The organism is Butyricicoccus sp. AM27-36, assembly GCF_003480945.1.
Taxonomy (GTDB): Bacteria; Bacillota; Clostridia; order Oscillospirales; family Butyricicoccaceae; genus Agathobaculum; species Agathobaculum butyriciproducens.
Window position 1 is genome coordinate 54,890 of record NZ_QUJR01000005.1, and the last position, 23,047, is coordinate 77,936.

General features: G+C 53.5%; 22 protein-coding genes and 1 tRNA gene. 7 read left to right on the forward strand and 16 right to left on the reverse strand.

Annotated elements, in window-relative coordinates; all coding sequences use genetic code 11:
* The first annotated feature begins 198 nt into the window (after positions 1-198).
* From thrS to proS, 3 genes are all read left to right on the forward strand, one after another.
* Positions 199-1,953, forward strand: a complete 1,755-nt coding sequence (gene thrS, locus DW724_RS08115) for a threonine--tRNA ligase (RefSeq protein ID WP_118761163.1) — start codon at positions 199-201, stop codon at positions 1,951-1,953.
* A 94-nt stretch (positions 1,954-2,047) separates the two neighbouring features.
* Positions 2,048-3,814, forward strand: a complete 1,767-nt coding sequence (locus DW724_RS08120; protein ID WP_158580241.1) for an S-layer homology domain-containing protein — start codon at positions 2,048-2,050, stop codon at positions 3,812-3,814.
* Positions 3,814-5,253 carry a proline--tRNA ligase gene (gene proS, locus DW724_RS08125; protein ID WP_118761165.1) on the forward strand — a complete coding sequence of 480 codons (1,440 nt, stop codon included), beginning with the start codon at positions 3,814-3,816 and terminating at the stop codon, positions 5,251-5,253. The genes DW724_RS08120 and proS overlap by 1 nt, the downstream gene beginning before the upstream one ends.
* Positions 5,254-5,371: 118 nt before the next feature.
* Here proS and DW724_RS15595 read toward each other — a convergent pair whose 3' ends face one another.
* The 6 genes from DW724_RS15595 to DW724_RS08155 form a co-directional block, all read right to left on the reverse strand.
* Positions 5,372-5,560 carry a hypothetical protein gene (locus DW724_RS15595; RefSeq protein WP_118761166.1) on the reverse strand — a complete coding sequence of 63 codons (189 nt, stop codon included), beginning with the start codon at positions 5,558-5,560 and terminating at the stop codon, positions 5,372-5,374.
* 37 nt (positions 5,561-5,597) lie between these two features.
* Entirely contained in the window at positions 5,598-6,530 is a 933-nt protein-coding gene (locus DW724_RS08135) for a hypothetical protein (protein WP_202183518.1), read from the reverse strand.
* A gap of 134 nt (positions 6,531-6,664) precedes the next feature.
* Positions 6,665-7,783: a Gfo/Idh/MocA family protein gene (locus tag DW724_RS08140; RefSeq protein ID WP_118761167.1), complete on the reverse strand. Its 1,119-nt coding sequence runs from the start codon at positions 7,781-7,783 to the stop codon at positions 6,665-6,667.
* A 33-nt stretch (positions 7,784-7,816) separates the two neighbouring features.
* Complete coding sequence (locus tag DW724_RS08145; protein WP_118761168.1) at positions 7,817-8,767, reverse strand: Gfo/Idh/MocA family protein; 951 nt, start codon at positions 8,765-8,767, stop codon at positions 7,817-7,819.
* 109 nt (positions 8,768-8,876) lie between these two features.
* Positions 8,877-9,701: an AraC family transcriptional regulator gene (locus DW724_RS08150; protein ID WP_158580242.1), complete on the reverse strand. Its 825-nt coding sequence runs from the start codon at positions 9,699-9,701 to the stop codon at positions 8,877-8,879.
* Positions 9,702-9,812: 111 nt separating this feature from the next.
* On the reverse strand, positions 9,813-11,015 hold the full coding sequence (locus tag DW724_RS08155) for a class I SAM-dependent methyltransferase (protein WP_158580243.1): 1,203 nt from the start codon (positions 11,013-11,015) through the stop codon (positions 9,813-9,815).
* 134 nt (positions 11,016-11,149) lie between these two features.
* Between DW724_RS08155 and DW724_RS08160 the strand changes: the two genes are divergently transcribed.
* Positions 11,150-11,317 carry a DUF1540 domain-containing protein gene (locus tag DW724_RS08160; protein ID WP_118761171.1) on the forward strand — a complete coding sequence of 56 codons (168 nt, stop codon included), beginning with the start codon at positions 11,150-11,152 and terminating at the stop codon, positions 11,315-11,317.
* Between the two features lie 68 nt (positions 11,318-11,385).
* Here DW724_RS08160 and DW724_RS08165 read toward each other — a convergent pair whose 3' ends face one another.
* The 3 genes from DW724_RS08165 to DW724_RS08175 form a co-directional block, all read right to left on the reverse strand.
* Complete coding sequence (locus DW724_RS08165) at positions 11,386-11,673, reverse strand: hypothetical protein (protein ID WP_118729481.1); 288 nt, start codon at positions 11,671-11,673, stop codon at positions 11,386-11,388.
* 16 nt (positions 11,674-11,689) lie between these two features.
* The gene (locus DW724_RS08170) at positions 11,690-13,042 is read right to left on the reverse strand and encodes an MATE family efflux transporter (RefSeq protein ID WP_442861273.1); all 1,353 of its coding nucleotides are present in this window, start codon (positions 13,040-13,042) and stop codon (positions 11,690-11,692) included.
* 86 nt (positions 13,043-13,128) lie between these two features.
* Positions 13,129-14,064, reverse strand: coding sequence for an S-layer homology domain-containing protein (locus tag DW724_RS08175; RefSeq protein WP_118761173.1), 936 nt, complete (start codon positions 14,062-14,064; stop codon positions 13,129-13,131).
* Positions 14,065-14,269: 205 nt separating this feature from the next.
* On the opposite strand from DW724_RS08175, the gene guaA reads away from it, so the two are divergent.
* The gene (gene guaA / locus DW724_RS08180) at positions 14,270-15,826 is read left to right on the forward strand and encodes a glutamine-hydrolyzing GMP synthase (protein ID WP_118761174.1); all 1,557 of its coding nucleotides are present in this window, start codon (positions 14,270-14,272) and stop codon (positions 15,824-15,826) included.
* Positions 15,827-16,107: 281 nt separating this feature from the next.
* Here the strand turns inward: guaA and DW724_RS08185 are convergent, their stop codons facing one another.
* Positions 16,108-16,746, reverse strand: coding sequence for a DNA-3-methyladenine glycosylase family protein (locus tag DW724_RS08185; protein WP_118761175.1), 639 nt, complete (start codon positions 16,744-16,746; stop codon positions 16,108-16,110).
* A 206-nt stretch (positions 16,747-16,952) separates the two neighbouring features.
* Between DW724_RS08185 and DW724_RS08190 the strand changes: the two genes are divergently transcribed.
* Positions 16,953-17,028 (forward strand) — tRNA-Ala (locus DW724_RS08190).
* Positions 17,029-17,268: 240 nt separating this feature from the next.
* On the opposite strand, the gene DW724_RS08195 is transcribed toward DW724_RS08190, so the two are convergent.
* A complete protein-coding gene (locus tag DW724_RS08195; RefSeq protein WP_118761176.1) occupies positions 17,269-18,357 on the reverse strand; it encodes an IS3 family transposase in 1,089 nt (362 codons plus the stop codon).
* 315 nt (positions 18,358-18,672) lie between these two features.
* Between DW724_RS08195 and DW724_RS16410 the strand changes: the two genes are divergently transcribed.
* Positions 18,673-18,822, forward strand: coding sequence for an AAA family ATPase (locus tag DW724_RS16410; protein ID WP_118761177.1), 150 nt, complete (start codon positions 18,673-18,675; stop codon positions 18,820-18,822).
* A 174-nt stretch (positions 18,823-18,996) separates the two neighbouring features.
* Here DW724_RS16410 and DW724_RS08210 read toward each other — a convergent pair whose 3' ends face one another.
* The 5 genes from DW724_RS08210 to DW724_RS08235 all read right to left on the reverse strand — a co-directional run bounded on the left by DW724_RS08210 (position 18,997) and on the right by DW724_RS08235 (position 22,954).
* A complete protein-coding gene (locus tag DW724_RS08210) occupies positions 18,997-20,274 on the reverse strand; it encodes a tyrosine-type recombinase/integrase (RefSeq protein WP_106999819.1) in 1,278 nt (425 codons plus the stop codon).
* A 79-nt stretch (positions 20,275-20,353) separates the two neighbouring features.
* A complete protein-coding gene (locus DW724_RS08215; protein ID WP_055201461.1) occupies positions 20,354-20,557 on the reverse strand; it encodes an excisionase in 204 nt (67 codons plus the stop codon).
* Between the two features lie 433 nt (positions 20,558-20,990).
* Positions 20,991-21,233: a helix-turn-helix domain-containing protein gene (locus tag DW724_RS08225; RefSeq protein WP_004611627.1), complete on the reverse strand. Its 243-nt coding sequence runs from the start codon at positions 21,231-21,233 to the stop codon at positions 20,991-20,993.
* Between the two features lie 6 nt (positions 21,234-21,239).
* A complete protein-coding gene (locus DW724_RS08230; protein WP_055201460.1) occupies positions 21,240-21,671 on the reverse strand; it encodes a sigma-70 family RNA polymerase sigma factor in 432 nt (143 codons plus the stop codon).
* Positions 21,672-22,183: 512 nt separating this feature from the next.
* A complete protein-coding gene (locus DW724_RS08235) occupies positions 22,184-22,954 on the reverse strand; it encodes a response regulator (RefSeq protein WP_055201459.1) in 771 nt (256 codons plus the stop codon).
* Between the last annotated feature and the right edge of the window lie 93 nt (positions 22,955-23,047).

Consider the following 23,047-nt stretch of genomic DNA (forward strand, 5'->3'; position numbering starts at 1 on the left):
TCACCCCTGAGAGATACAGGGGTGAGCGCTTTTTTGTTACTCTGCAGTAATGAAAAATTGAAAATGGAGAGTTGAGAATTGTGGTTACGCGCAAAGCGCGTCATAAAATTCCGTCCCGTGGACGGATACCTTCATTTTCCATTCTCCATTATCAATTACTCCACTCGTTATGATTTTACAAGAAAGGTCTGAATAAAAGTGTCCGAAGAAAACAAGTACACGTTTGAGAACAAGGAATACCGCGACACCTACCGTCACACGGTATCGCACATTCTCGCGCAGGCAGTAAAGCGCCTGTATCCGGAGGTCAAGCTGGCCATCGGTCCGTCCATCGACAACGGCTTCTACTACGATTTTGATGCGCCGTTCTCCTTCACGCAGGAGCACCTCGATGCTCTCGAGGCAGAGATGCGTAAGATCTGCAAGGAGAAGGAGAAGCTTGAGCGCTTCGAGCTGCCGCGTGCGGAAGCCATCAAGTTCATGGAAGAGCGCGAGGAGCCGTACAAGGTAGAGCTGATTAACGATCTGCCGGAAGACGCTACCATTTCCTTCTACAAGCAGGGCGAGTTCACTGACCTGTGCGCAGGACCGCATCTGGACTCTACCGGTCGCGTAAAGGGCAACGGCATCAAGCTGATGAACGTTACCGGCGCATACTGGCGCGGCGATTCCTCCAAGAAGATGCTGCAGCGTATTTACGGCACCGCATTCCCGAAGAAGGACGAACTCGACCAGTACCTCAACATGCTGGAAGAGGCGAAGAAGCGCGATCACCGCAAGCTGGGCAAGGAGCTCGGCCTGTTCATGCTGACCGAGGAAGGCCCGGGCTTCCCGTTCTTCCTGCCGAACGGCATGACCCTCAAGAACACCCTCATCGACTACTGGCGCGAGGTACACAAGCGCTACGGCTACGTTGAGGTCTCCACCCCGATGATCCTCAACCGCAAGCTGTGGGAGCGCTCCGGTCACTGGGATCACTACAAGCAGAACATGTACACCACCGTCATCGATGACGAGGATTACGCAATCAAGCCGATGAACTGCCCGGGCGGTATGCTGGTCTACAAGGCTCAGCCGCACTCCTACAAGGAGCTGCCGCTGCGTGTAGGCGAGCTGGGTCTGGTACACCGTCATGAGCTGTCCGGCGCACTGCACGGTCTGTTCCGCGTGCGCTGCTTCACGCAGGATGATGCCCACATCTTCATGACCTGGGATCAGATGAAGGACGAGATCAAGAACGTCGTTCGTCTGTTCGATGAGGTTTACTCCACCTTCGGCCTGACCTATCAGATCGAGCTGTCCACCATGCCGGAGGATCACATGGGCGAACTGAAGGACTGGCAGTTTGCGGAAAAGACCCTTGCAGAGGCCATCACCGAGATCGGCAAGGACTACGTTGTCAACGAGGGTGACGGCGCGTTCTACGGTCCGAAGCTGGACTTCCATCTGGCAGACTCCATCGGCCGTACATGGCAGTGCGGCACCATCCAGCTGGATATGCAGCTGCCGGAGCGTTTCGAGCTTGAGTACACCGGCGCAGACGGCGAGAAGCACCGTCCGGTTATGATCCACCGCGTTGTCCTCGGCTCCATTGAGCGCTTCATCGGCGTTATCACCGAGCATTTTGCAGGCGCATTCCCGACCTGGCTGGCACCGGAGCAGGTTCGCGTTATGCCGATGACCGACCGCAATATTCCGTGCGCACAGGAAGTTGTTAAGCAGCTGACTGATAAGGGCTTCCGCGTAACCATGGACGAGCGCAACGAAAAGATTGGCTATAAGATCCGCGAAGCACAGGTTCACAAGATTCCGTATATGATCGTCATTGGCGACAAGGACGAGGAAAAGGGTGTTATCTCGGTTCGTACCCGCAAGACCGGTGAGACCACCGCGATGGAGACCGGCGAGTTTATCGAGAAGCTCGCGTATGAGGTTGAGAATAGGCTGAAGTAAGCAGCAAAACGGAGAGCGGAAGCGATATTCCGTTCTCCGTCACAATAGAATAAAGGTTCATAGAGTTTTGTCATGTATGCAGGGAGGGTGCGGCATGAAAAAATTTGTTTCCGCGTGTCTGATGGCAGGTCTGCTGACTTGTGCCGCCGGTGCGGCACAGGTCGGTACGATCAACAACAACTATCCCGGCGATACCGAAGCGCAGGCGCAGATGCTTTACGATCTCGGGCTGTTTAAAGGCACCGACAAGGGCTTTGCGCTGGAGAAATCCATGACCCGCGCAGAGGCCTCGGTGATGCTGACCCGCCTGCTTGGCGCAGAAAAGACCGCGCTGGCAGGAAACTGGAAGCATCCGTTTACCGATGTGCCGCAGTGGGCGGACAAATACGTCGGCTGGCTGTATCAGAATGGTTTGACCAAGGGCGTTTCCGCGACACTGTACGGCTCGCAGCGCAATGTCACCTGCGGCCAGTATTGCATTTTTCTGACCCGGGCACATTTGGATGCGGACAGCTATCAGGGTACGGCTTTTGTCGATAACGATGAGGTACGGCAGACGGATGAGGAGGGCTTTATCCGCGGAGATGCGGTTTCGCTCTCGGCGCGGCTGCTCAGTACGAACTACGCGAAAAATGGCGATGAAAGCGACCGCAGTGTGGCGGAAAAGCTAATCGACAACGGCGTTTTCACAGCGAAGCAGTTCAAAAATGCGGCATGGGACGTTCTGCCGCGTGATTACGGCAATGATTATCAGTACGATGACAAGTGGAACCTGATCGCTTCGCCGTTCGTCTGCCAGATCGCAGATGTGACAGTGGCGCAGTGTCCGATTGACGGAGTGCAGTCTGTCAGCGGTACAGACCGTTATGCGCGGAGCGATATGGAGCAGTCGGATTTTATCCTGTACCGCATGGACAGCAAGACGATGAAACTGACGCAAGTGCTCTCGCTGCCGAAAGAAAGCTCTGTGGAATATCTCGGCCGTGCCGGAGAAACCGATTATCTGCTGGTGTACGACCGGAAAACGGAAACGTATTCGCTGTGCTCAGTGCACGGCGATACGGTCAAAACCGAACTGCCCCTGACCGAAGCACAGCAGCAGGCAGCACATACCGTTTATCAGAGCGCACGTGGCTGCATCATCTGCACGGACGAGACGACCGGTTATAAGCTCACGGAAACAGGCGTGGAGCCGTTGGGCGTGGCAGCGGGTATCTGCCGGCTGACGGATAACGGCATGACTGTTACGCAGAACTGTACGGCGGACGAAACCGTGCTGACGGCGTATAACTGGAACGGTCAAAAGACAGACAGCTATACCATCTCGAATGCGTATCAGTCGGATGATGCTGAGGTGCGCAAGCATTGTGCGCCGCGGATAATTGGCAGCGACGGTGCGTTGCTCTGGGGCACAGCCGGGCTGTACCGCGAAGAGAACGGCCGTCTGGTGCAGGTGACAGACTCTCCGGTCATCAGCGTAAAGCAGGATGCCGATGGGGCCTATTATGCTGTTTCCTGCGATAAATCTGAGCGGACGGAATACTATTCGGATGGTATCGGATACATGGCGGGTGATATGCTCGTGCGTATCGCGCCGGACGGAACGCAGACCACGCTTACAACACTCGATGACATTCTGATCGACGAGGTAAAGACGGTCAAAAGCGGTGCTGTTCGCTTCACGATCGCTATTCCGACAGAGGGCCATAGAAGCGGACACTATACCTGCCTGTTGAAAGACGGAAGGATTACCGTCCGGTCTGCAACCGATGATGTATTCTACATCTGGGGTAACGATGCGCTGGAAAACGAACAGGAAAAAATAGATAAGATTATTGCGAACCAGAAAGGTGAAGAATAATGGCAGAAAAGAAAAAGCTGGTCAGCGAGATCACGTCTATGGACGTGGACTTCGCGCAGTGGTACACAGATATTGTTAAAAAGGCTGAAATGGCCGATTATTCGTCCGTAAAGGGCTGTATCATCATGCGTCCGTACGCACAGGCGCTGTGGGAGAACATCCAGCACACGCTGGACAAGATGTTCAAGGAAACCGGCCACGAGAACGTGGCAATGCCGATCTTCATTCCGGAAAGCCTGCTGCAGAAGGAAGCCGACCACGTTGAGGGCTTCGCGCCGGAGTGTGCATGGGTAACGCACGGCGGCAACGACAAGCTGGAGGAGCGTCTGTGCGTTCGTCCGACTTCGGAGACGCTGTTCTGCGAGCATTACGCAAAGATCGTTCGATCCTGGCGCGACCTGCCGAAGCTGTACAACCAGTGGTGCTCGGTTGTCCGTTGGGAAAAGACCACCCGTCCGTTCCTGCGCAGCCGTGAGTTCTGGTGGCAGGAGGGTCACACCGTTCATGCTACCGCTGAGGAGGCTATGGAAGAGACTCTGCGCATGCTGAACATCTATGCAAAGTTCTTCGAGGAGTGGCTGGCGATTCCGGTGCTCAAGGGTGAAAAGACCGAGAAGGAGCGCTTCGCCGGTGCAGAGAACACCTACACCATCGAGGCCATGATGCACGACTGCAAGGCTCTGCAGTCCGGTACCTCGCACTACTTCGGTGACGGCTTTGCACGCGCATTCGGCATGCAGTACACCGATAAGAACAACACCCTGCAGTATATGTATCAGACCTCTTGGGGCGTTTCTACCCGTATCATCGGCGCAATCATCATGACGCACGGTGATAACGAGGGTCTGGTTCTGCCGCCGCGCATCGCTCCGACCCAGCTGGTTGTTATTCCGGTTGCGGCTCACAAGGAAGGCGTTAAGGAGAAGGCAACCGAGCTGTACGAGCAGGTCAAGGCAGCGGGCATCCGTGCCAAGATCGACCTGAGCGACAATACCCCGGGCTGGAAGTTTGCTGAGTACGAGATGAAGGGCATTCCGCTTCGTCTGGAGGTTGGTCCGCGCGATATCGCTGAGGGTCAGTGCGTACTGGTTCGCCGCGACACCCGCGAAAAGACCGTTGTTAAGTTCGAGGATCTCGAAAAGACCATTCCGGCATTGCTGGAGGATATCCAGAAGTCGCTGTATGAGAAGGCGCTCGCAAACCGCGAGGCGCATACCTATACCGCAAAGTCTCTTGACGAGATGAAGTCCATCCTTGCTGAGCACACCGGCTTTATCAAGTCCATGTGGTGCGGCGACCTCGCCTGCGAGGAGAAGGTCAAGGAAGAGACCGGTATGCCGAGCCGCTGCATGCCGTTCGAGCAGGAGCACATCGCAGATACCTGTCCGGTCTGCGGCAAGCCTGCAAACAAGATGGTTGTCTGGGGTATCGCGTACTAAGAGAAGTCTCAGAACCAAAAAACTGTACAAGCAAAAAGTCCCTCGTCAGTCGATGAGGGACTTTTTTGCGCCAATAGAGAAACTTTTTCAGCAGATAGAACGGTTTGTGCGGCAGTGATCAGATACCAGTTGCAAAGCTGTCGATCAGGAAGCTGCCGTCTGTATTCTGAACGAGAATGAAGAATGAAGCAGTGGCATCCTTCAGGTCATAGATCGAATTTGCCGACGGCTTCATTTTTAACGGACAGTCGAAAACCATCGGCTTGCCGTCATACAGAACGGTGATTTTATAGCCGGCTGGGAGCAAATACTCCCAGCCGGCTGCGTGTAAACGGGTAGATAGATTATCTGCAGGAATTATTGCCGCTGCAGGAATTGTTATTGCCGCAGCCGCAGCCGCAGCCGCTGCGATTGTCATTTATGCCGGCACTGCCGGTGAACAGACAGCCTGCCTTGTCGCTCTGCGGCGGGAAAAAGGCGTCGATGGGGAAGTCGAAGCTCGAGAAGATCTCGCACGGGTCCTGCTCACCGCCGACACCGCTGTTCGAGCAGTCGCGCCGCGGCAGACATACGTCGTAAGCGGGCATGAGCAGCTGAATGTCGCGTTCAAGTCGGATGATCGAGAACTGACCGAGGGTTACGAACAGCTGATAGCCATCGTTGCTGAGCACGAGATCGTCACCGCCGAAGCACGAGCAGATTGAACGGGGTACTTCGTGCAGAGCGCAGCAGCAGCAGTTGCAGCTGGTTTCCGGCGCTACCACACGCGCGTCCAGCATGATCGGATCAACGACCTCTACGACTGCAGTCGGCTTGTTGCTGTCAGGCCGCAGCTGCACATCGCGGCCGTCCTCGATATACTGCGAGGAAAAGATGCGCGCGCCGCCTTCGCCGCCGAACAGTACAACACGTTTGTCGAATACCGCCAGACCGTCCACAATACGCGGACGACCGATTACGCAGCTGATTTCACATTCAATGCGGTAGAAAAAGCGGATATCAACGCTGTAGAAACCTCGATTAAACTGAATCCGCTCAACATCAATAGAAACACAGAGCAGTTCTGCTTCACGCGGCTTCACAGATGCAATGCCACCGGCATTGATCAGCTCCTGCGCATCGCGGGTGAGATACACGCGAATGTCACGCAGGCACTCCTTACTGCGGCAGGAGTCGTAAACCTTTTTGGTGTGGACGCAGACCGCTTCGCGGAAGCCGCCTGCACTGTTGCCGTTATTGCCGCCGATCGGACCCGGGCAGCAAACTTTTTCAGCCATGTATATTACCTCCAAACAAAAATTGAAGCAACTTCAGTATCAATCTATTCGGAGATTTTCCGGGGTGTTACATTAAGAAGTCCCTCTGTACCTTCAATACAGGGGGACTTCCGTCAAAGAGGGATGGGACTGCTTTATACGTCCATCCAGACGCCTCCGGCCTTATGGCTGCGCACACAGGCATCGACAAAGCGAACGCCGAGCACGCCGTCCTCCACAGTCGGAAAGGTGTCGGTCGTGTTCTCACGACCTGCCTTGCGATCGGAGAGCACATTACAGAACGAACGGTAAATATTCGAGAACGCCTCGATAAAGCCTTCGTTATGGCCTGCACCGACGCGGGAAAGCCGCGTGCTGGCATTGAGCAGATAGTCTGCACCGGCGGACAGCCGCTGACTCGGCTGGCTGCGCGGCGTGTAGATCAGGTGGTCGCAGTCGGTCGCGGTCCATTCGAGCGAGCCCTCGGTGCCGATGACATAGATGCCGCTGTCACACTCGTGTCCAATCGCAATCTGGGATGCCCAGAGCGTGCCGGTTACGCCGCCCCCGAAATCCATCAGCACGTTTACATTGGTATCGAGCGGCAGATCACGCGGATAGGTATCCATCATCGCCAGCACGCGCTTGACGTGCAGGCCGGTAAACTGCGTTACCATCTGCTCTGCATGTGTGCCGAGATCGTTTGCACACAGCGAGGAACCGATCTTTTTCGGCTGAAAACGCCATGCCGAGGTGTCCACCTTGCCGTCAACCGCACCGGAAATGACCCAGTCCTCCGGATGCTGCACGCGGACGTGCAGAATATCGCCGATTACACCTGCGCGAATCATCTCACGCGCCTGACGGATGAGCGCATAGCCGGTGTACGAATACGTTATGCCGAACAGAAGACCGCGCTCCTCTGCAAGGCGGGCAAGTTCCTCGGCTTCCTCAGTGCGGAGCGCAAGCGGCTTGTCGCATATAACGTGGATGTCATGCTCAAGAAAGCACTTTGCAATCTCGTAATGCGTATCGTTTGCCGTCATGATGGAGACAAAATCAATACCGTCCTCGCGCGTGGACTCCTTGTCTGCCATTTCGCGGAAATCCGCATACACGCGGCTGGTGTCAGGCAGGTGATACGCCTCAGCGGTCGCGCGGTTCTTATCCATGCTGCGAGAGAAGCAGCCGCAGACCAGCTCGGCGGAATCGTCCAGCATAGCGCCCCAGCGGTGGAATTTGCCGATGTACGAACCAAGCCCGCCACCAATCATACCAAATTTCAGCTTCCGAGGTCTGCGATGCGATCATTGCATCCTCGATGCAGCAGGCTGCAAAGCGTCCTTGTTGCACGGACCTGCGGTCGGCTCAATGCCGCGCAGATGGTTGATCCAGTGCTGCAGCTCGTTATCATACGCCTTCGGGAAACGCTCTGCCCAGTTGTCCATAATCTCGTTGTCAACCTTGAGACGCGAACGGACGATCGGTTCTGCGGGCAGCGGCAGACGGATCGTGTCCTTTTCACATACAATTTCCATGCCGATCTTGTAGCCATAATCGCTGTTAACCGAGCATTCTACGTCGATCAGGATGTTGCTCTCGGTCCACATGAGCGCCAGCTGCGGGTCGTTCAGACCGTCAGCTGCAAACTTCGTGTTGCGCGCCGCCAGCATTTTACCGCGGACAAGCTCCTCGCCGAACAGCCAGCGGAACTGGTCAATCTCTTGGATGAGCACGTTGGTCACCTGCATGGCGTTGGTAAATCCGGCTGCGATGCGCGGCATGCGGCTGATGCAGTGCGCCATCAGCGGCTTGCCCAGTTCACCGGAATCCAGAATGGCCTTGATTTTGCAGTAATCCGGGCCATAGCGGCGCATAAAGTCGACCTGCACCAGATTCCTGCCGGCGGCCTGCTTATTGCGGACGATCTCGGCGCAGTCCGCCTTGGTGGTTGTCAGCGGCTTTTCGCAGAATACCGGCTTGCCGGCTGCGATGGCTTTGTTAGTCATCTCGGCATGAACGCCGTCCCACGCAGTGATGACGATAGCGTCAACCTTGTCGGATGCGATGAGCGCGTCCACGCTCTCCATACTCTCCGCACCGTATGCAGCAGCGAGCGCATCCGTCTTTTCCTTATTGATATCGTACAGCGCGGTGACAGCAACGCCGTCGATCCGCTTGGTCAGTCGCTTGAGGTGCTCCTGACCGATAAAGCCGCCCGCACCGATGATACCTGCCGAAATCGTTTTCTTCTCCATGATCCGTGCCTCCTTTTTGTTCTTCGTGGCGCTCTTTATGCCTCTATTATAGAACAAAATTACACAGAGTCACGTCAGGAAATTAACCTATTCTGTGCAGAAATTAACATCAGAAGTTCATGGAGCGGAATTTACTCGGCGTCATTTTCTCGCGGCTGCGGAATACGCGGGAAAAGTGGCTTGCGCTGTTGAAGCCGCTCTGCTCGGCGATCTGCTCGATGGAGAGCGCCGAACCGGTCAGCAGCACCTTTGCGTGGCGCAGACGCTGCTCCTGCAGATAATCATGCGGATGGAAGCCGATGTACCTGGCAAAACAGCGAATGAGATGCGTGACACTGACATGGCACAAATCGGCAAGTGTTTCGAGCGTGACATCTTCCCGGAAGTGCTCGGCGATATACTCGACCGCCGGACGAATCACCTCGGGAATATCCGGCTTGGTGTCCGGCACGGCAAGACAGCACAGCACGGATTGGATGCAGACCGAAATGCGGTGCTCATTGCACATCTGCTTGTCTCCGTAGTAGAAAATCTGCTCAAAATACTGGAGAATCTCATGATTTCCGTCAAAGCAGATGCCGGTGCCGCCAGTCAGCAGCCGGACATAAGCCGCGCTTTCGCCGCCGGAAAAGTGAAACCAGAGGAACTCGGTCGGCTCGGTGACGTAATACCGGTGGGGAAGGCGGCAGTCCATGAGTACAAGCTGTCCGGCGGTAGCGTCCGCGCTCTGTTCTCCGCAGAAAGTGTGCAGCGAACCGCTGCGCACATACGCACACAGGTACATATCCAGAAAATCCCGCTTGACCTCATAGCCGGGTACGCACTGATAGCGTCCGTACTGGATGAGATAATACAGGTGCTCCCGCGCAAAGGGAGATGGAATGGTAAAGTCCACATGCGACGAGAGCAGCAGGCCTTTGTCGGGTGGTTTCACAGGCATCACCTCTGTGAGAGTATACAAAAATTATAATGCAGATTTACACAAAGAACAAGATCGTATCCGGCAGATTGCCTAAAATGTACATGGAAAACAAAAACAGGGGAATTAACCCATCAAATCCTCATCGGTGACGAAAAACTCGTTGTCGAGTTCCGCGCACCGGCGGTCCAGCTCAGAGGTCGTGCCGAGCGTGCGGCGCACGGCATCGTACTCGGCTTTCGCGCGGTTGTTTACCTTGCCAGTTCGCGTTGCGCGGATGAGCAGGTTTTTCGGGGTATCGAGCGGCGAAATATACTCAACGACAGACACCTTGTAGCCTTCGGCTTCCAGTTTGAGCGCACGCATGCTGTCGGTCAGCACATCGTTAAAGCGCGCCTTGAATACGCCGAATTTGGTCAGCGGCTCGAGTCCGGGCATGGTGTACTGATCGAGCAGTTCCTTGTGGCAGCACAGCACGCACGCGATGTATTTCGCCTTGGCGCGGATAGCTGTGCCAAGAGCCAGATCGGTCGCAATGTCGCACGCGTGCAGCGAAATCACAGCGGTGACGTTTTTCGGCGGCTGGTACGTCCGCAGGTCCGCGCAGATGAACGTCATATTGTGATAGCCGAGACGCTTGGCCATTGCACGGCTCTCATCAATAACGTGCTCCTTGATATCCACGCCGATAACACGGCAGCGACGATGCAGCACCTCGTGGATATAGTAATTCATGACAAAGCTGAGGTAGGACTTGCCGCAGGCGCAGTCCAGCAGCACAATTTCGTCGCTGTCATCCTGCTCGAACATCGGCGCAACCAGTTCGACGTAGTGGTCGATCTGATTGTACTTGCGGATCATGTCGTTTTTCAGCTTGCCGTCTGCGGTTAGGATGCCGATCTCGCGCAGCAGCGCTGCCGCCTGATCGACACGAATGAGGTACTGCCGGCCGCTGTCGAGCAGCGGATTGGCGGCAGCCGCCTTTTCCTCGGCGGTCGCTTCGCGCTCGGCCTGCTTCATCTGCACGCCGCGTGCCGTCACGGACAGCGTAACAACCGTGCTGCGCTCGGTGTAGGTGAGCACGCTCTCGTCGTATTTCTCGGCCTGCTCGGCAAAGAAGGTACAGAATTCAGCCGCGTCTACGCGGCGGTCGCTGCCCTGAAAATGCAGCGTGTAGTCCTCGTCCGCGCGGGACAGCTTTGCGTCAAATTTCTTTTTGCCGGAAACCAGGGTGCAGTCTGCCTGCACAAAAAAATCGCGGTTTTTGGTCAGCCGTGCTGAAATGCCTGCCAGCAGCAGCTTGAGCTTCGCGGAATCTCCCTTTTGCATGAATATCACAACCTTTATTGTAATGTTTTTTGTTTTAGTATAGCACAACGGAAAGCATTTCCGCAATTCCAAAGTATAATTTGTGGAAACGAGTGAGATAATATTACCGAAATCACAAAAGGAGGTCATTCTCTATGAGTAACGATCGCTGCAACAAGTCTATCCACTGCACGGTGGAGCAGTGCGCAAACCATTGTCCGACCGCTTCTTACTGTGCGCTGGACAGCATTACCGTTGGCACGCACGAGGCTAATCCAACGATGGATCAGTGCACCGACTGTAAGTCCTTCCAGCGAAAGTGATGCTGATTTCCCCTCGCAATGCAGAAAAGGGAGCCGGATTTGTCCGACTCCCTTTTCGGGTTTACCTATTAAAAATAAAGCGTTGGAATGCGCTGTGCTTTGACCTCGGAATCCTGCAGAACATATTGATTGAGCCACGCCACAAAGGCTTCCGCGCCGTCGAAGCAGAGTGCCTTTGTGCCGTCCGGCGCAGTAACCCAGTAATCATGCTCGGTCGATGACTGCAGCCATTTGTCAAATTCAGCCTGATAGACTCGCGCATTTTCGGCGACAAACGCCGGAACAGACAGCAGGCACTGACCGTTCTGTCCCAAATCCAGAAAAATAAACGAAGTGTTCTGCGACTGATTATTCATTCTCCATCCTCTATCTTCAATTCTCCATTTTAAGCTCCGGCATCACCACATGCCGCATGGTAAAGTAGCACGCCAGACCGCCGATGCAGTTGGACACCGGCTCTGCCGCAAATACGCCGCTCACACCGAGATTCCAGCAGTACGGCAGCAGCAAAGTCAGGGGCACAACAATGAACGCCTTGCGCAAAAGCGAAAAGAACACCGCGTATTTCGCCCGACCCAGTGCGCGGAACGTGCTCTGACCGGAATACTGGAACGCCATCATCACAAAGCCGAAAAAGTAAATGTGCAGCGCCGGAACAGCCGCCGCGACCAGTTCCGTGTCCTGATTGAAAATGCGGATGAACAGGGCGGGGAAAAGAGAGACCAGTATCCAGACAAGCATGGTATATCCAATAGCAATCTGTGTCATAAACCGGATGGCGTCCCGGGTGCGCCTGTACAGCCTCGCGCCATAGTTGTAGCTGATGGCGGTAGATGCACCGTCCGCGATGGCGAGCACCGGCGTTTGTGCGATCTGGCGCACGGAGTTAAGTACAGTCATGACGCTGATGTAAAGGTCGCCGCCGAAATTGCGTAGAGTAGCATTGCACGCCACCTGCACGAGCGTATCCGTGAACGACATGACGAAGCTGGCGATGCCGAGCACGGTAATGCGCTGAATACACTGCCGGTCCGGACGGAAACCGCGGAAATCCAGCTTTAGCTCGGCTTTTTTGCCGGTTAAAAACTTGACAACCCATGCAGCAGACAGAAACTGCGACAGTACGGTTGCGATAGCAGCGCCGCACACGCCGAGGTGCAGTGCGAAAATGAAAATCGGGTCGAGCACGATGTTGGCTGCCGCGCCGAGCGCCACGGTGAGCATGCCGGTTCGGGCAAAGCCCTGACAGTTGATGTACGGATTGAGACCGAGCGACAGCATGACGCACAGCGTACCGATCAAGTAAATCACGATGTACGAGGACGCATACGGGTACGTTACCTCACTGGCGCCGAACAGGTACAGCAGCGGGCGATGAAACGCGATGCCGAGCACGGTCAGCACGGCACCGCTCAGCAGCAGCATAAAGCCGGCGTTGACCATGATGCCTTGTGCGCCTTCCCGGTTGCCTTTGCCGCGTGCCATCGCGCAGAGCGGAGCACCGCCCAGTCCGAACAAATTGGCAAACGCGGTAATGAGCGTCACAAAGGGGAAGCACAAGCCAATACTCGCCAGCGCAAGCGTGCCCTCGCCGGGGATCTTGCCGATATAAATACGGTCTACAATATTATACAGCAGATTGAGCAGCTGCGCGATCAGCATCGGTGTGGCCACCGCAAGTATCCTGCGGCGGATGCTGCCCTGAGAAAAGTCGATTTGCTGCAAACGAATACAGTCCTTTCAAAATCAGAAAAAGCAGGGAGAAGTCCAAGCTTCTCCCTGCTTTATTGTATCACTGCTGCTGATTTTCGTCAAGAATCCAGCAAAATCAGTGCGCGGTACAGCATTTCGCACGCCGTTCGGCGGTCGAGCGGAGTTTCGGGATTCTGCGCCTGCGCCGAGGTGAGCACGGAGACCCGTTCAAGACGGCTCATTGCCGGCTGTGCCCAGTCCTGCGGCGAATGGTCGGACATCGACCAGGCGTACTGCACACCGCTCAGCGTGCCGTCAAGCAGGTGATCGAGCACCACGCCGGCTTCAGCGACTGTGATGGTTTTCTCGCCGCGAATCTCACTTACGCCGGAGGCGGTCGCGTAGCCGCTGACCAGTCCGTTTGCGGCTGCGGCGCTGATATACGGCTTAGCCCATGCAGAAAGTCCGCTGTCGTCCGCAAAGTCGGTCTGGTCTGTCGGCGCAACGGACAGGTCTGCCGCGGCGGCTGTCATAGCGATGAACTCACTGCGTGTTACCGCTCGGCTGGGATGGAAAAACGCACAGCTGCCGATGGTTTCTCCGGTCATTACACCCTTTTGCGATAGATAGATCGCCGCGTAATGCGCCGGATCACCGTCCATGTCCGAGTAGGTGAGTCCGGTCTTATTCTTTTTGATCTCAATCGTGATAGCGGCAGGCTGCGCTGTATTGCCCTCGGCGTCCACGGCGGTATAGCGGAAGCTGTCGCGTCCGGCTTTGCGGCCCGGTGTGTAATATAAGGTACTGCCCTCGATCTTCGCTGTGCCCAGCCGCGGCTTTTCGGTCAGTTGATAGAGCACTACGTCGTTATCCGCGTCGGTCGCGGACAGTCTGGCCTCCACGGCAATATCCACGCAAGTCTGCGCCGTGACCGGCTGCACCACCGGTGCATTGTCCGCCGCCTGTGCAGTTACTGCGGCAGCGCCGATCAGTCCCGCATAGGCGAGCACGGTTGCGAGCAGCACCGCAATGATGCGAATCTGCCTGTTTTTCAAAATCCTTCACCCTTTCCGGTCGTTTCTTCTATCGGAAAGTATGCACGCGGCTGTTAAATTTTATACCGGATCGGCAGAATTCCGGTCTGTGTATGTTTTCTTCCTGTCGGGAAACGGAAAATTCCGCAAAAGCCCTTGCCGAAAACGCAGAAATGTGGCATAATTCTATTATATATACATTGGGAAAACAGAAAGGAGATTGGCGATGGAAAATCATCAGCTTGTTCTGGTGCTCGACTTCGGCGGTCAGTACAATCAGCTGATTGCACGACGCGTCCGCGAACATAATGTTTACTGTGAGGTTAAGCCCTATAAGACCTCGATTGAGGAGATCAAGGCGCTCAATCCGATCGGCATCATCTTTACCGGCGGTCCGAACAGCGTTTACGAGGAAAAATCCCCGAAATGTGATCCGGCTCTGTTCGAGCTGGGCGTACCGGTTCTGGGCATCTGCTACGGCTGTCAGCTTATGGCGCACACCCTTGGCGGCGAGGTAACCGCAGCACAGGAGGACACCGCGCGCGAGTACGGCAAGACCGAGACCTTCTACAACACGGACTGCAAGTTGTTCAAGGGTCTGCCGGGGCAGGGAATTTCCTGGATGAGCCACGGCGACTACATGGCGAAGGTGCCGGAGGGCTTCGAGTTGGTCGCTCACACCGATATGTGCCCGACTGCTGCCATCGCTGACGAGAAGCGCGGCTTCTACGGCGTACAGTACCATCCGGAGGTAAATCATACTGAGAACGGTTCGCTCATGCTGAAGAACTTCCTGTATGAAGTCTGCCATGCAAAGGGCGACTGGACCATGGGTGACTACAAGAACAGCTCCATCAAGGCCATCCGCGAGAAGGTCGGTGACGGCAAGGTTCTGCTGGCGCTGTCCGGCGGCGTTGACTCCTCGGTTGCAGCTGCTCTGCTGGCTGAGGCAGTCGGCAATCAGCTGACCTGCGTATTCGTAGACCACGGTCTGATGCGCAAGAACGAGGGTGATGAGGTTGAGGCAGCTTTCTCCAAGTGGGACATCAACCTGATCCGCATGAACGAGGAGGACGCATTCCTCGGCGCTCTCAAGGGTCTGACCGATCCGGAGGACAAGCGCAAGGCCATCGGCGCACAGTTCATCCGCACGTTTGAAAAGATGGGCAAGCAGATCGGTGAGCAGGTCGGCAAGATCGACTATCTGGCACAGGGCACTATCTATCCGGACGTGATCGAGTCTGGCAAGGACGATGCCGCTGTCATCAAGAGCCACCACAACGTAGGCGGTCTGCCGGATTTCGTGGACTTCAAGGAGATCATTGAGCCGCTGCGCATGCTGTTCAAGGACGAAGTTCGTCAGCTCGGCTTTGAGCTGGGCCTGTCCGAGCAGCTGGTTATGCGTCAGCCGTTCCCGGGTCCGGGTCTCGGCATCCGTATTACCGGCGAGATCACCAAGGAGAAGTGCGACATTCTGCGTGAGGCAGACGCAATCTTCCGCGAGGAGATTGCAAATGCAGGTCTGGACAAGGAGATCAACCAGTATTTTGCCGTTCTGACCAACACCCGCACCGTAGGCGTTATGGGTGACAGCCGCACCTACGATTACGCACTCGCGCTGCGCGGCGTAACCACCAGCGACTTCATGACCGCTGACTGGGCGCGCATTCCGTACGAGGTACTCGATAAGGCTTCCAGCCGTATCGTAAACGAGGTTGTCGGCGTAAACCGTATTGTTTATGATATTACCAGTAAGCCGCCGGCTACGATTGAGTGGGAATAATTCGTTTACCAAGAAACATAAAGTCACCCCAAGTCTCGGGCAGCGGAAGGCTGTCCGGGACTTTCTCTATACGGTATTTTTAACCGAAAATTTGCTGATTCGGTCGATGAATTGCGAATTTTGACGAATCGGGTTAAAACGTTGCACAAAAAGCGCTGAAAAGGTTGACAAACGCGGAAAATATCGCTACTATATATGTGCAGACAACGGAAAAGCAGGTGTCTGTCAACACTCCATTTTCTGATGAATCCGTTCCGTGAAGAAGCAGCCGGAACGGATTTTTATTTGTTTACAAGCGCATAATCGCGCATACCCGGTATCGCACCGCCGGAGACTTCCCATAGATACAGACTGGCCACGCTGCAGTACGGACTGAATCGCCGATGATATTTCTCAAACAGTTTGCGGTCAATTTTGCGGTGGTGATATACCATGCGCAGTCCGCGCTGGATCGCCAGATCATCGTAGCTGAACACGTTCGGCCGCTGCAGGCAGAACAGCAGGATCATCTCGGCAGTCCATACGCCGATACCCTTAAGCGAACTGAGTGCGCGGATTGCATCCGCGTCGCTCATGTACTTCACGCTTTCCAGATTGAAAGCGCCGCTGCGTATCTTTTCGGCAAAATCCGTGATGTATTCCGCCTTGCGGAAGGTCATGCCGAGTGACTGCAGCAGGGGAACACCGGCTGCGGCGATGCTGTCGGCGGTTACCGTGCCGAGCGCGTCCTGCATGCGCTGCCAGATGGTCGCCTGTGCTTTTGTGGAAATCTGCTGCCCGATGATATGGTGCACGACCGAGGAAAACAGGTCGGTGTCCACTGTTCGGTTAATATGGCCGAGCCGGTCGATGACAGCGGCAAGTCTGCTGTCTTTGGCCTTGAGATAGTCGGTTTCGGTCTGTCCGTACGCGAAATACATGGCTGTCACTTCCTTATGCAAACAGTATAACAGAAAGCGGTTTGCAAAGCTAACAGGAGAGGATAAAACTTGGCAGTTCCACCTAAATTTTCGGCAGCACTACCAATTTTTACTTTGCGATTTCGGTGATACTGCCAGATACTCTGTGCTTGACATTAACCAATCCGTTGCGTTATAATTTTTATGCAAAGTTTATTAGCCGAATCGGGGGCGTAGCTCAGCTGGGAGAGCGTTTGACTGGCAGTCAAGAGGTCATGGGTTCGATCCCCACCGTCTCCACCAAAATGAATGACCCTACCCAATTCGAACAAGTCGATGAGACTTGAGGATTGGGTAGGGTCATTTTATGTCCTGAAAGTCTTGGTATGACAGGGATTTCAGTGAGTGGCGCGCTGAAGCAAATATGAGACACGAAAATACAAACCGTCTCAAAACGTAGTAGAAAACGAGCAAATTAGGCGATTCGAACACGGATGTCTCATTTAACAGTTGCACAGCAGCTCTCTTCCATTTGGCATGGCGTCAGATTTTCAATGTGCGATGAGGTCGTTTGGTATTGTAAAACTCAATATAGGAAGCTACACTGGCTTGAAATGCTCTATCGGAAGGATGATTTTTCCGGTAGAGTTCTTCTTTTTTCAACGATGCGAAGAATGATTCTGCGACCGCGTTATCATGCGGCTTGCCGGGCTGAGAAAAGGATTGCTTCGTATTGTATTTATGCAAAAGCTGTTGAAACCGGTGAGAGGTATATTGCGCTCCACGGTCGCTATGAAAAATAAGACCAGATGGGGGATGGCGTTCTTCATGCGCCATTTTAAATGTTGCTGTGAGAAGTTGGGTGCTGTTCTTTTTTGAAACCTTATGTGCGATCACTTTGCGTGAGAAAAGGTCGATAATCACGCAAATATAAAAGTAGTGATCCCCAAGTTTAAAACAGGTGACATCGCTGACCCATCGTTGATTTGGCTGCTGAGCGTTAAATTGTTGCCGCAGGATATTTTTCTTTCGTTCCGGTTCACGCAGCTTTAGATATTCCTGCTTCGCCGTCGTCCGAACGCTGCTTAAGCCCATTTCACGCATGAGTCGCGAAACATATTCCGCGCTGACTTGGTATCCACGCTGAACGAGAATCGTCCGAATTTTCTCTGCACCCAGCACCTGCCTATATTCGTCAAACACATCACGGATGAGCTGGCAGTATTCTTGGCGACGTTTATCAAACCAAGCGTTGCCGCGCTTGCTGCGTAACATATGGTTGTAAAATGTACCGCGGTCAACATCCAGCGCCTCGCATATTGTGTGAACTTCATATTTTCCATAAAACGGCTCTAAAGCATGAAGCCGTTCCTTTAATGGTGCGGATACCAGACAATCAACAGATTTCAAAATTGTGATGATATTCTGCAATTTTTCAACTTTGCGCTGGAGTAATGCGTATTCTTGATAGGAAAATTTCAATGGCTTGCCCGAGCTGCCTGTCGGAAAAGATTTAAGCCACCGATATAAGGTGCTGCGCGGGATACTGAATTCACTGGAAAGAGCGATAACACTTTCTCCTTGCTGATAGCGTGCAACAATGAATAGCTTTTCTTCGTTTGAATATTTCATGGTGATGCCCTCCTTTACCAATCAAGGATAGCATAAAGAGTGAATATTAGAATAATTCCATAATCGCTTGTGGCGCGAATTGTTTTTTAATCAGCTTATCTTACGAATTAGATAGTGATCAGAGAACATGTTAATAAATATAACCGATGCATTCTAAATGACTTTGTATAATATAGACAAATGGAAAGAATGGAGGTATACTTTAAGAAAATAGGCGATTAAATGCATAAGACTTTTTTGATTGAAGAAGTTAATAATTGAAAATATACTCATTGTATATCATAGGAAATAATTCGTTAAGGTAGGTAGATTAGAATGAAACTGTCTAAACTGAAATTAAAGAATTATAGAAGCTTTGGCTCAGAAGAGCAGGTCATCTTAATTGATCAACTAACGACATTTATTGGAAATAACAGTGCGGGAAAAACTGCTGCACTGTCAGCCCTTAATTGTATGTTTAACTGAATCATTTAATAGATTTCTAATTATCTCTTTAGATGTTCTTATATGCCGGTATAGCCCGTTATTCCGGGCTTTTCCGGCACTTTTCATATCGGAAGAACCTCACAAATCTTTTTATTACCCCTTATGTTTTCGCTCTCAAAAGTAGTAAAAGCAGTAGTAAATTCTGCGTACTACTTATGCCGCCTTGGTTTCCTCGGCGCTTTCCGCCGCAGGCTCCGGCTTGGCCTCTGCGGTGGTTTTTGCCTTGGCTTGCAGCCGTTCCATTTCCTCCTGTGCGGAATGGAAAGTAGCGTGGGCGTAATAGTTCAGCGTCATTACAATGTTGGCGTGTCCCATGATGTACTGCAATGCCTTGGGGTTCATGCCCGCGTTTGCCATTCTGGTACAGAATGTATGCCGCATGGTGTGCGGCGTCATCACATCGGGCAGCGGCTCCTTGTGGCACTTGTTGTACTTCTTGGCAAGGCACTTGAACATGGCGTCATAGTTGACGGCGGTTTTGGGCAGACCGTCCCGGTTCAGGAACAGGAAGTCCTTATAACCGTCAACCTCAATGCACCTGCCGTCCCTGCGCTTCTTCAACACGCGCTCAAACGCTTCATAGGCGGCTGCGCTCATAGGCACTTGACGGAATCCGCTTTCTGTTTTTGGCGCTTCGGTATAGTAACCGTCCTCGGTGCTTCTCAAAAGCTGGTGGTCTACATTCACAAAGCGCTTCTCAAAATTCAGGTCGGCTGGCGTCAGGCCGCAGAGTTCGGAAATACGAAGCCCGGTTTCCAGCAGGATCACCACCTCGTCATAATACTTGGCATAGACGGGATCGTTCTGCATGAAGTCCAAAAGCTCGTTTTCCTGTGTAGGGGTAAGCGGCACCTTTGGTACGGTATCGTCGTTGATAACCTCATTGATCTGGAAGTCAAAGGGATTCTTGCGGAGGCAATCGTCCTGTACGGCCATATAAAAGATGGCTTTTAAGGAACGCTTGCTGTTGCAGATGGTGTTGTAGGCAACGCCCTTTTCCTGCATACGCAAGGCCCATTCTTTCGCGTCAGACAGCTTCACGCTGTCAATGCTGGCCGCGCCCAGCTTATCTTCGGACAGAAGTTTCATCAACTGCTGGCGGCTCTTTTGGGTTCCTTTCCGCACATTCCCGCGCTGCCGGGTGTACTTTTCATAAAGCTGGCACACGGTCATTTTCTTGCCGATGGTGTCTATCCCGTCGTCAAGGTCTTTCTGTATCTGCTTGATTTTCTCGCGCAGGGAAAGACAGGGCCGTTTCCCGGCAGGTACTTTGTCGGTGGGTACTAACTTCCATGAGTAAACAAACTGGGGTTCTCCAAAGGTGTTAATGTATTTGTAAGCGTATCTTCCATCTGATCGCTGGCTCTCTCCAGACTTCAAAAGGCGGCCTTTGTTGTCCCGTCTTTTTTCATCTCGTTCTTTTCTTGGCATTTCGTCATGCTCCTTTCCATGACGGAAAGAGCCTTGACACGCTTATAACCTATTATAACACGCGCAAGGCCCTTTTTCACTATATTGTGTCAAGGGAATCAATGATTTTTTCAAACTGCTTCCGCTTGATCTGGATGCGGTTGCCGTTCAGGATCACCCAGCCAGCGGTGGGGTTTTCCTCGGAAAGCCGACGCAGTTTGTTTTCCCCAATCCGAAAATATTTGGACGCTTCCTCAATGGTAAGCGTGTATTTTTCCCAAATAGGCACATCGTTATTACTCATAACAAGGCCCCCTTTCTTTTCAAAACAAAGGTTGTTTTTGTGAAAGTGGGCAGAAAAGAACGGACGGCTGCTGGCACAGCTCCACGGGAATCTCACCCCCGCGTGGTTCTCACGCGGCCCTGCTCGTTGCCTGCGACGCTTCAAACGCTCGGACTACGACGGCAAGGGAGTATCATTGTCCTATCTGCGCGTCGTCGCCCGCAGGCTGCCACACCTGCTTTACGGCACGGTAAAATCGCTCCGCTTACCCCAATGAGGGAAAGCCTCTTGGCGCACCTGCCGCCCGGCTCGGCACAGACAGAATGTATCCGTCTGCCCTATGACGCGCCGCCATTGTCCTGCGGGCGTATTTGTCAAGGAGCAAAGGGGCCGCCAGGAAAACAGGCAGGCGGGGAAAGGGAAAGCCGCCTGTCTATGGCCGGGGCCTTAACCGTCAGTCGCCAATGGGACTAACGATGGAATGGATCAGCTTGATTTGCAATCGGCGCTTCATATACTCGTCAATGCAGATATGAGGCTGGCCGCTGCCGTCATAGAGCGTCCGGGTACACAGCTTATTGATATAGCCGTCGTAATGCTGCAAGACACGCTCCACGGCTTCGGCGTTACCGGCGCAGGCCGCGTCGATCACAAAATCCGGCAGAGGGCTTTTGCCCTTGTAACTGGATTGCTTCATCCGCGTTTAACCTCCCTCCGGCATGAACGCCATCAATTTTATACGCAAGTCTTTCAGGGTGCTTGTCCTGTGGCGCTGTACTGCGCTGCGGGACATTCCCATCAGGCGGCCGATTTCTTCGTCAGTCAAATCCAGAACAAAGCGGAGAATCAAAATACTCTGCTCGTCTTTTGGCAGGCTGGCAAACGCTTCGGCCACAAGCTCGTTGTCGATATGTAGGTCATAGCCATGCGAACTGAATGTAAAGCTGTCGCAGGAATACCGATCTACGGTCGAGAGCTTGTCCCAATCAGCCGGGGAAACAGCGTCCAGCGACACTTCACGGTCGCGGCGGCACTTCATTTCCCGCAGATAATCTATCGCCTCATGGTACAGAACCAGCTTGCAGTAGCGGTCAAACTGGCTCCATTCACCGTATTTGCGGGGGATCGCTTCCATCTTCTCACCCCCTTTCTATGGGGGATGTGGTGGTTCTCTCCCTTTCCGCCAATAGAGCGAATGGAATCTCTCTGGCTGCCCGCTAAACGCCTCCTTTTTTCACTTTTTTGAAATTTCTTTTTGCGCCGGATAGCAGGCCGCAGGAAACAACAAAATTCGCCCGGCAGGTCAAAGACCCACAGGGCGAAACAAAAAGCAATATGTTCTTTCCCTACATGGTATAGTACATACGCACAGCCGCTTGTCCCCGCTGCCGGGGGACGGCTTTTTTTGACAGGCTAATCCCTGTCGGATTTTGTCGAAGTAGTTTTCGTTGCATAGCGGCTCCCTCCTAAAGCCGCCATGCCAGAACACGGTGCAGGGGTCGTCGAAGCAAAAAAACGGCGGCCTTGATCTACTCAAAACCGCCGTATCCGTCAGTGATACAGGAAAGCGCACGAAATCCTCTGCCCGTCAGCGGTTTTTTTCTTTTCCCCGCTGTGGAGGCAGATGTTTGAATATGTAGGCTCGTTTCATTCCACAAAGAACAGAACCTGCCGGATCAGCTCCGGGATATTGACCGGGGCGGTGATATAGTCGTTCACGCCCTCATGCCGGTATTCATATTCCGTGGCAGGGTCGTTGTTCTCGGTGAGGATAAAGAACGGCAGAAGCCGGACAGGGGGATTCTTCATTTGGAACATCCCCGCCACCCGCCGTAGCGTATGAAACAGCTCCATTGCTGTGCCGTCCGGCAGTTCCAGATCGCACAAGATCAGTTCTATTTCCTTATCCTCAAAAATCCGGCGCTTGGCTTCCCAAATCGAGGAAACCAGAATCAGGTCAAAGCCCTTTTGTAGCATAGCAGCCCGCAGCACTTCGGCGCTGGTATCTTCTGCATAGACAAAGAGCAGCTTGTGAAAAGTCGGGGCCTTTTCGCCGGATAACTGCCGGTAGGCGTATTCCACCAGCTTATCTTGTAGTAGCAGTCCTTTCATTTTGTCCATGCACAGCGTCGCGCCCCGGCGCATAGCTTCCTGTTCGTAGTCGTCCTTGTCATGACAGGACGCCAGAATAAAAGGCAGCTCCTTGTCTGCGGCCCGCACCTCGTCCAGAAAGTCCATGCCGGAACCGTCCGGCAGGTCGAGATCACAGCAGACCACCAGCGGCATTTCCTCTTGGATGGCGGTCCGCGCTTCTTTCAGCGTACAAGCCGTTTTTACCGGGTAGCCCCGGTGCTGTAAGTATTTTTGCAGGCACCATGTATAGGTGTCGCTGTCGTCGATCAGCAGTATCTTTTTCATGTGTCCTCACCCCCAATATTGATTTACCACAAGCATAAACTACAAATGTTACACAAATGTCCGAGGTGCCTTTGATTTCGACAGAAAAACAGG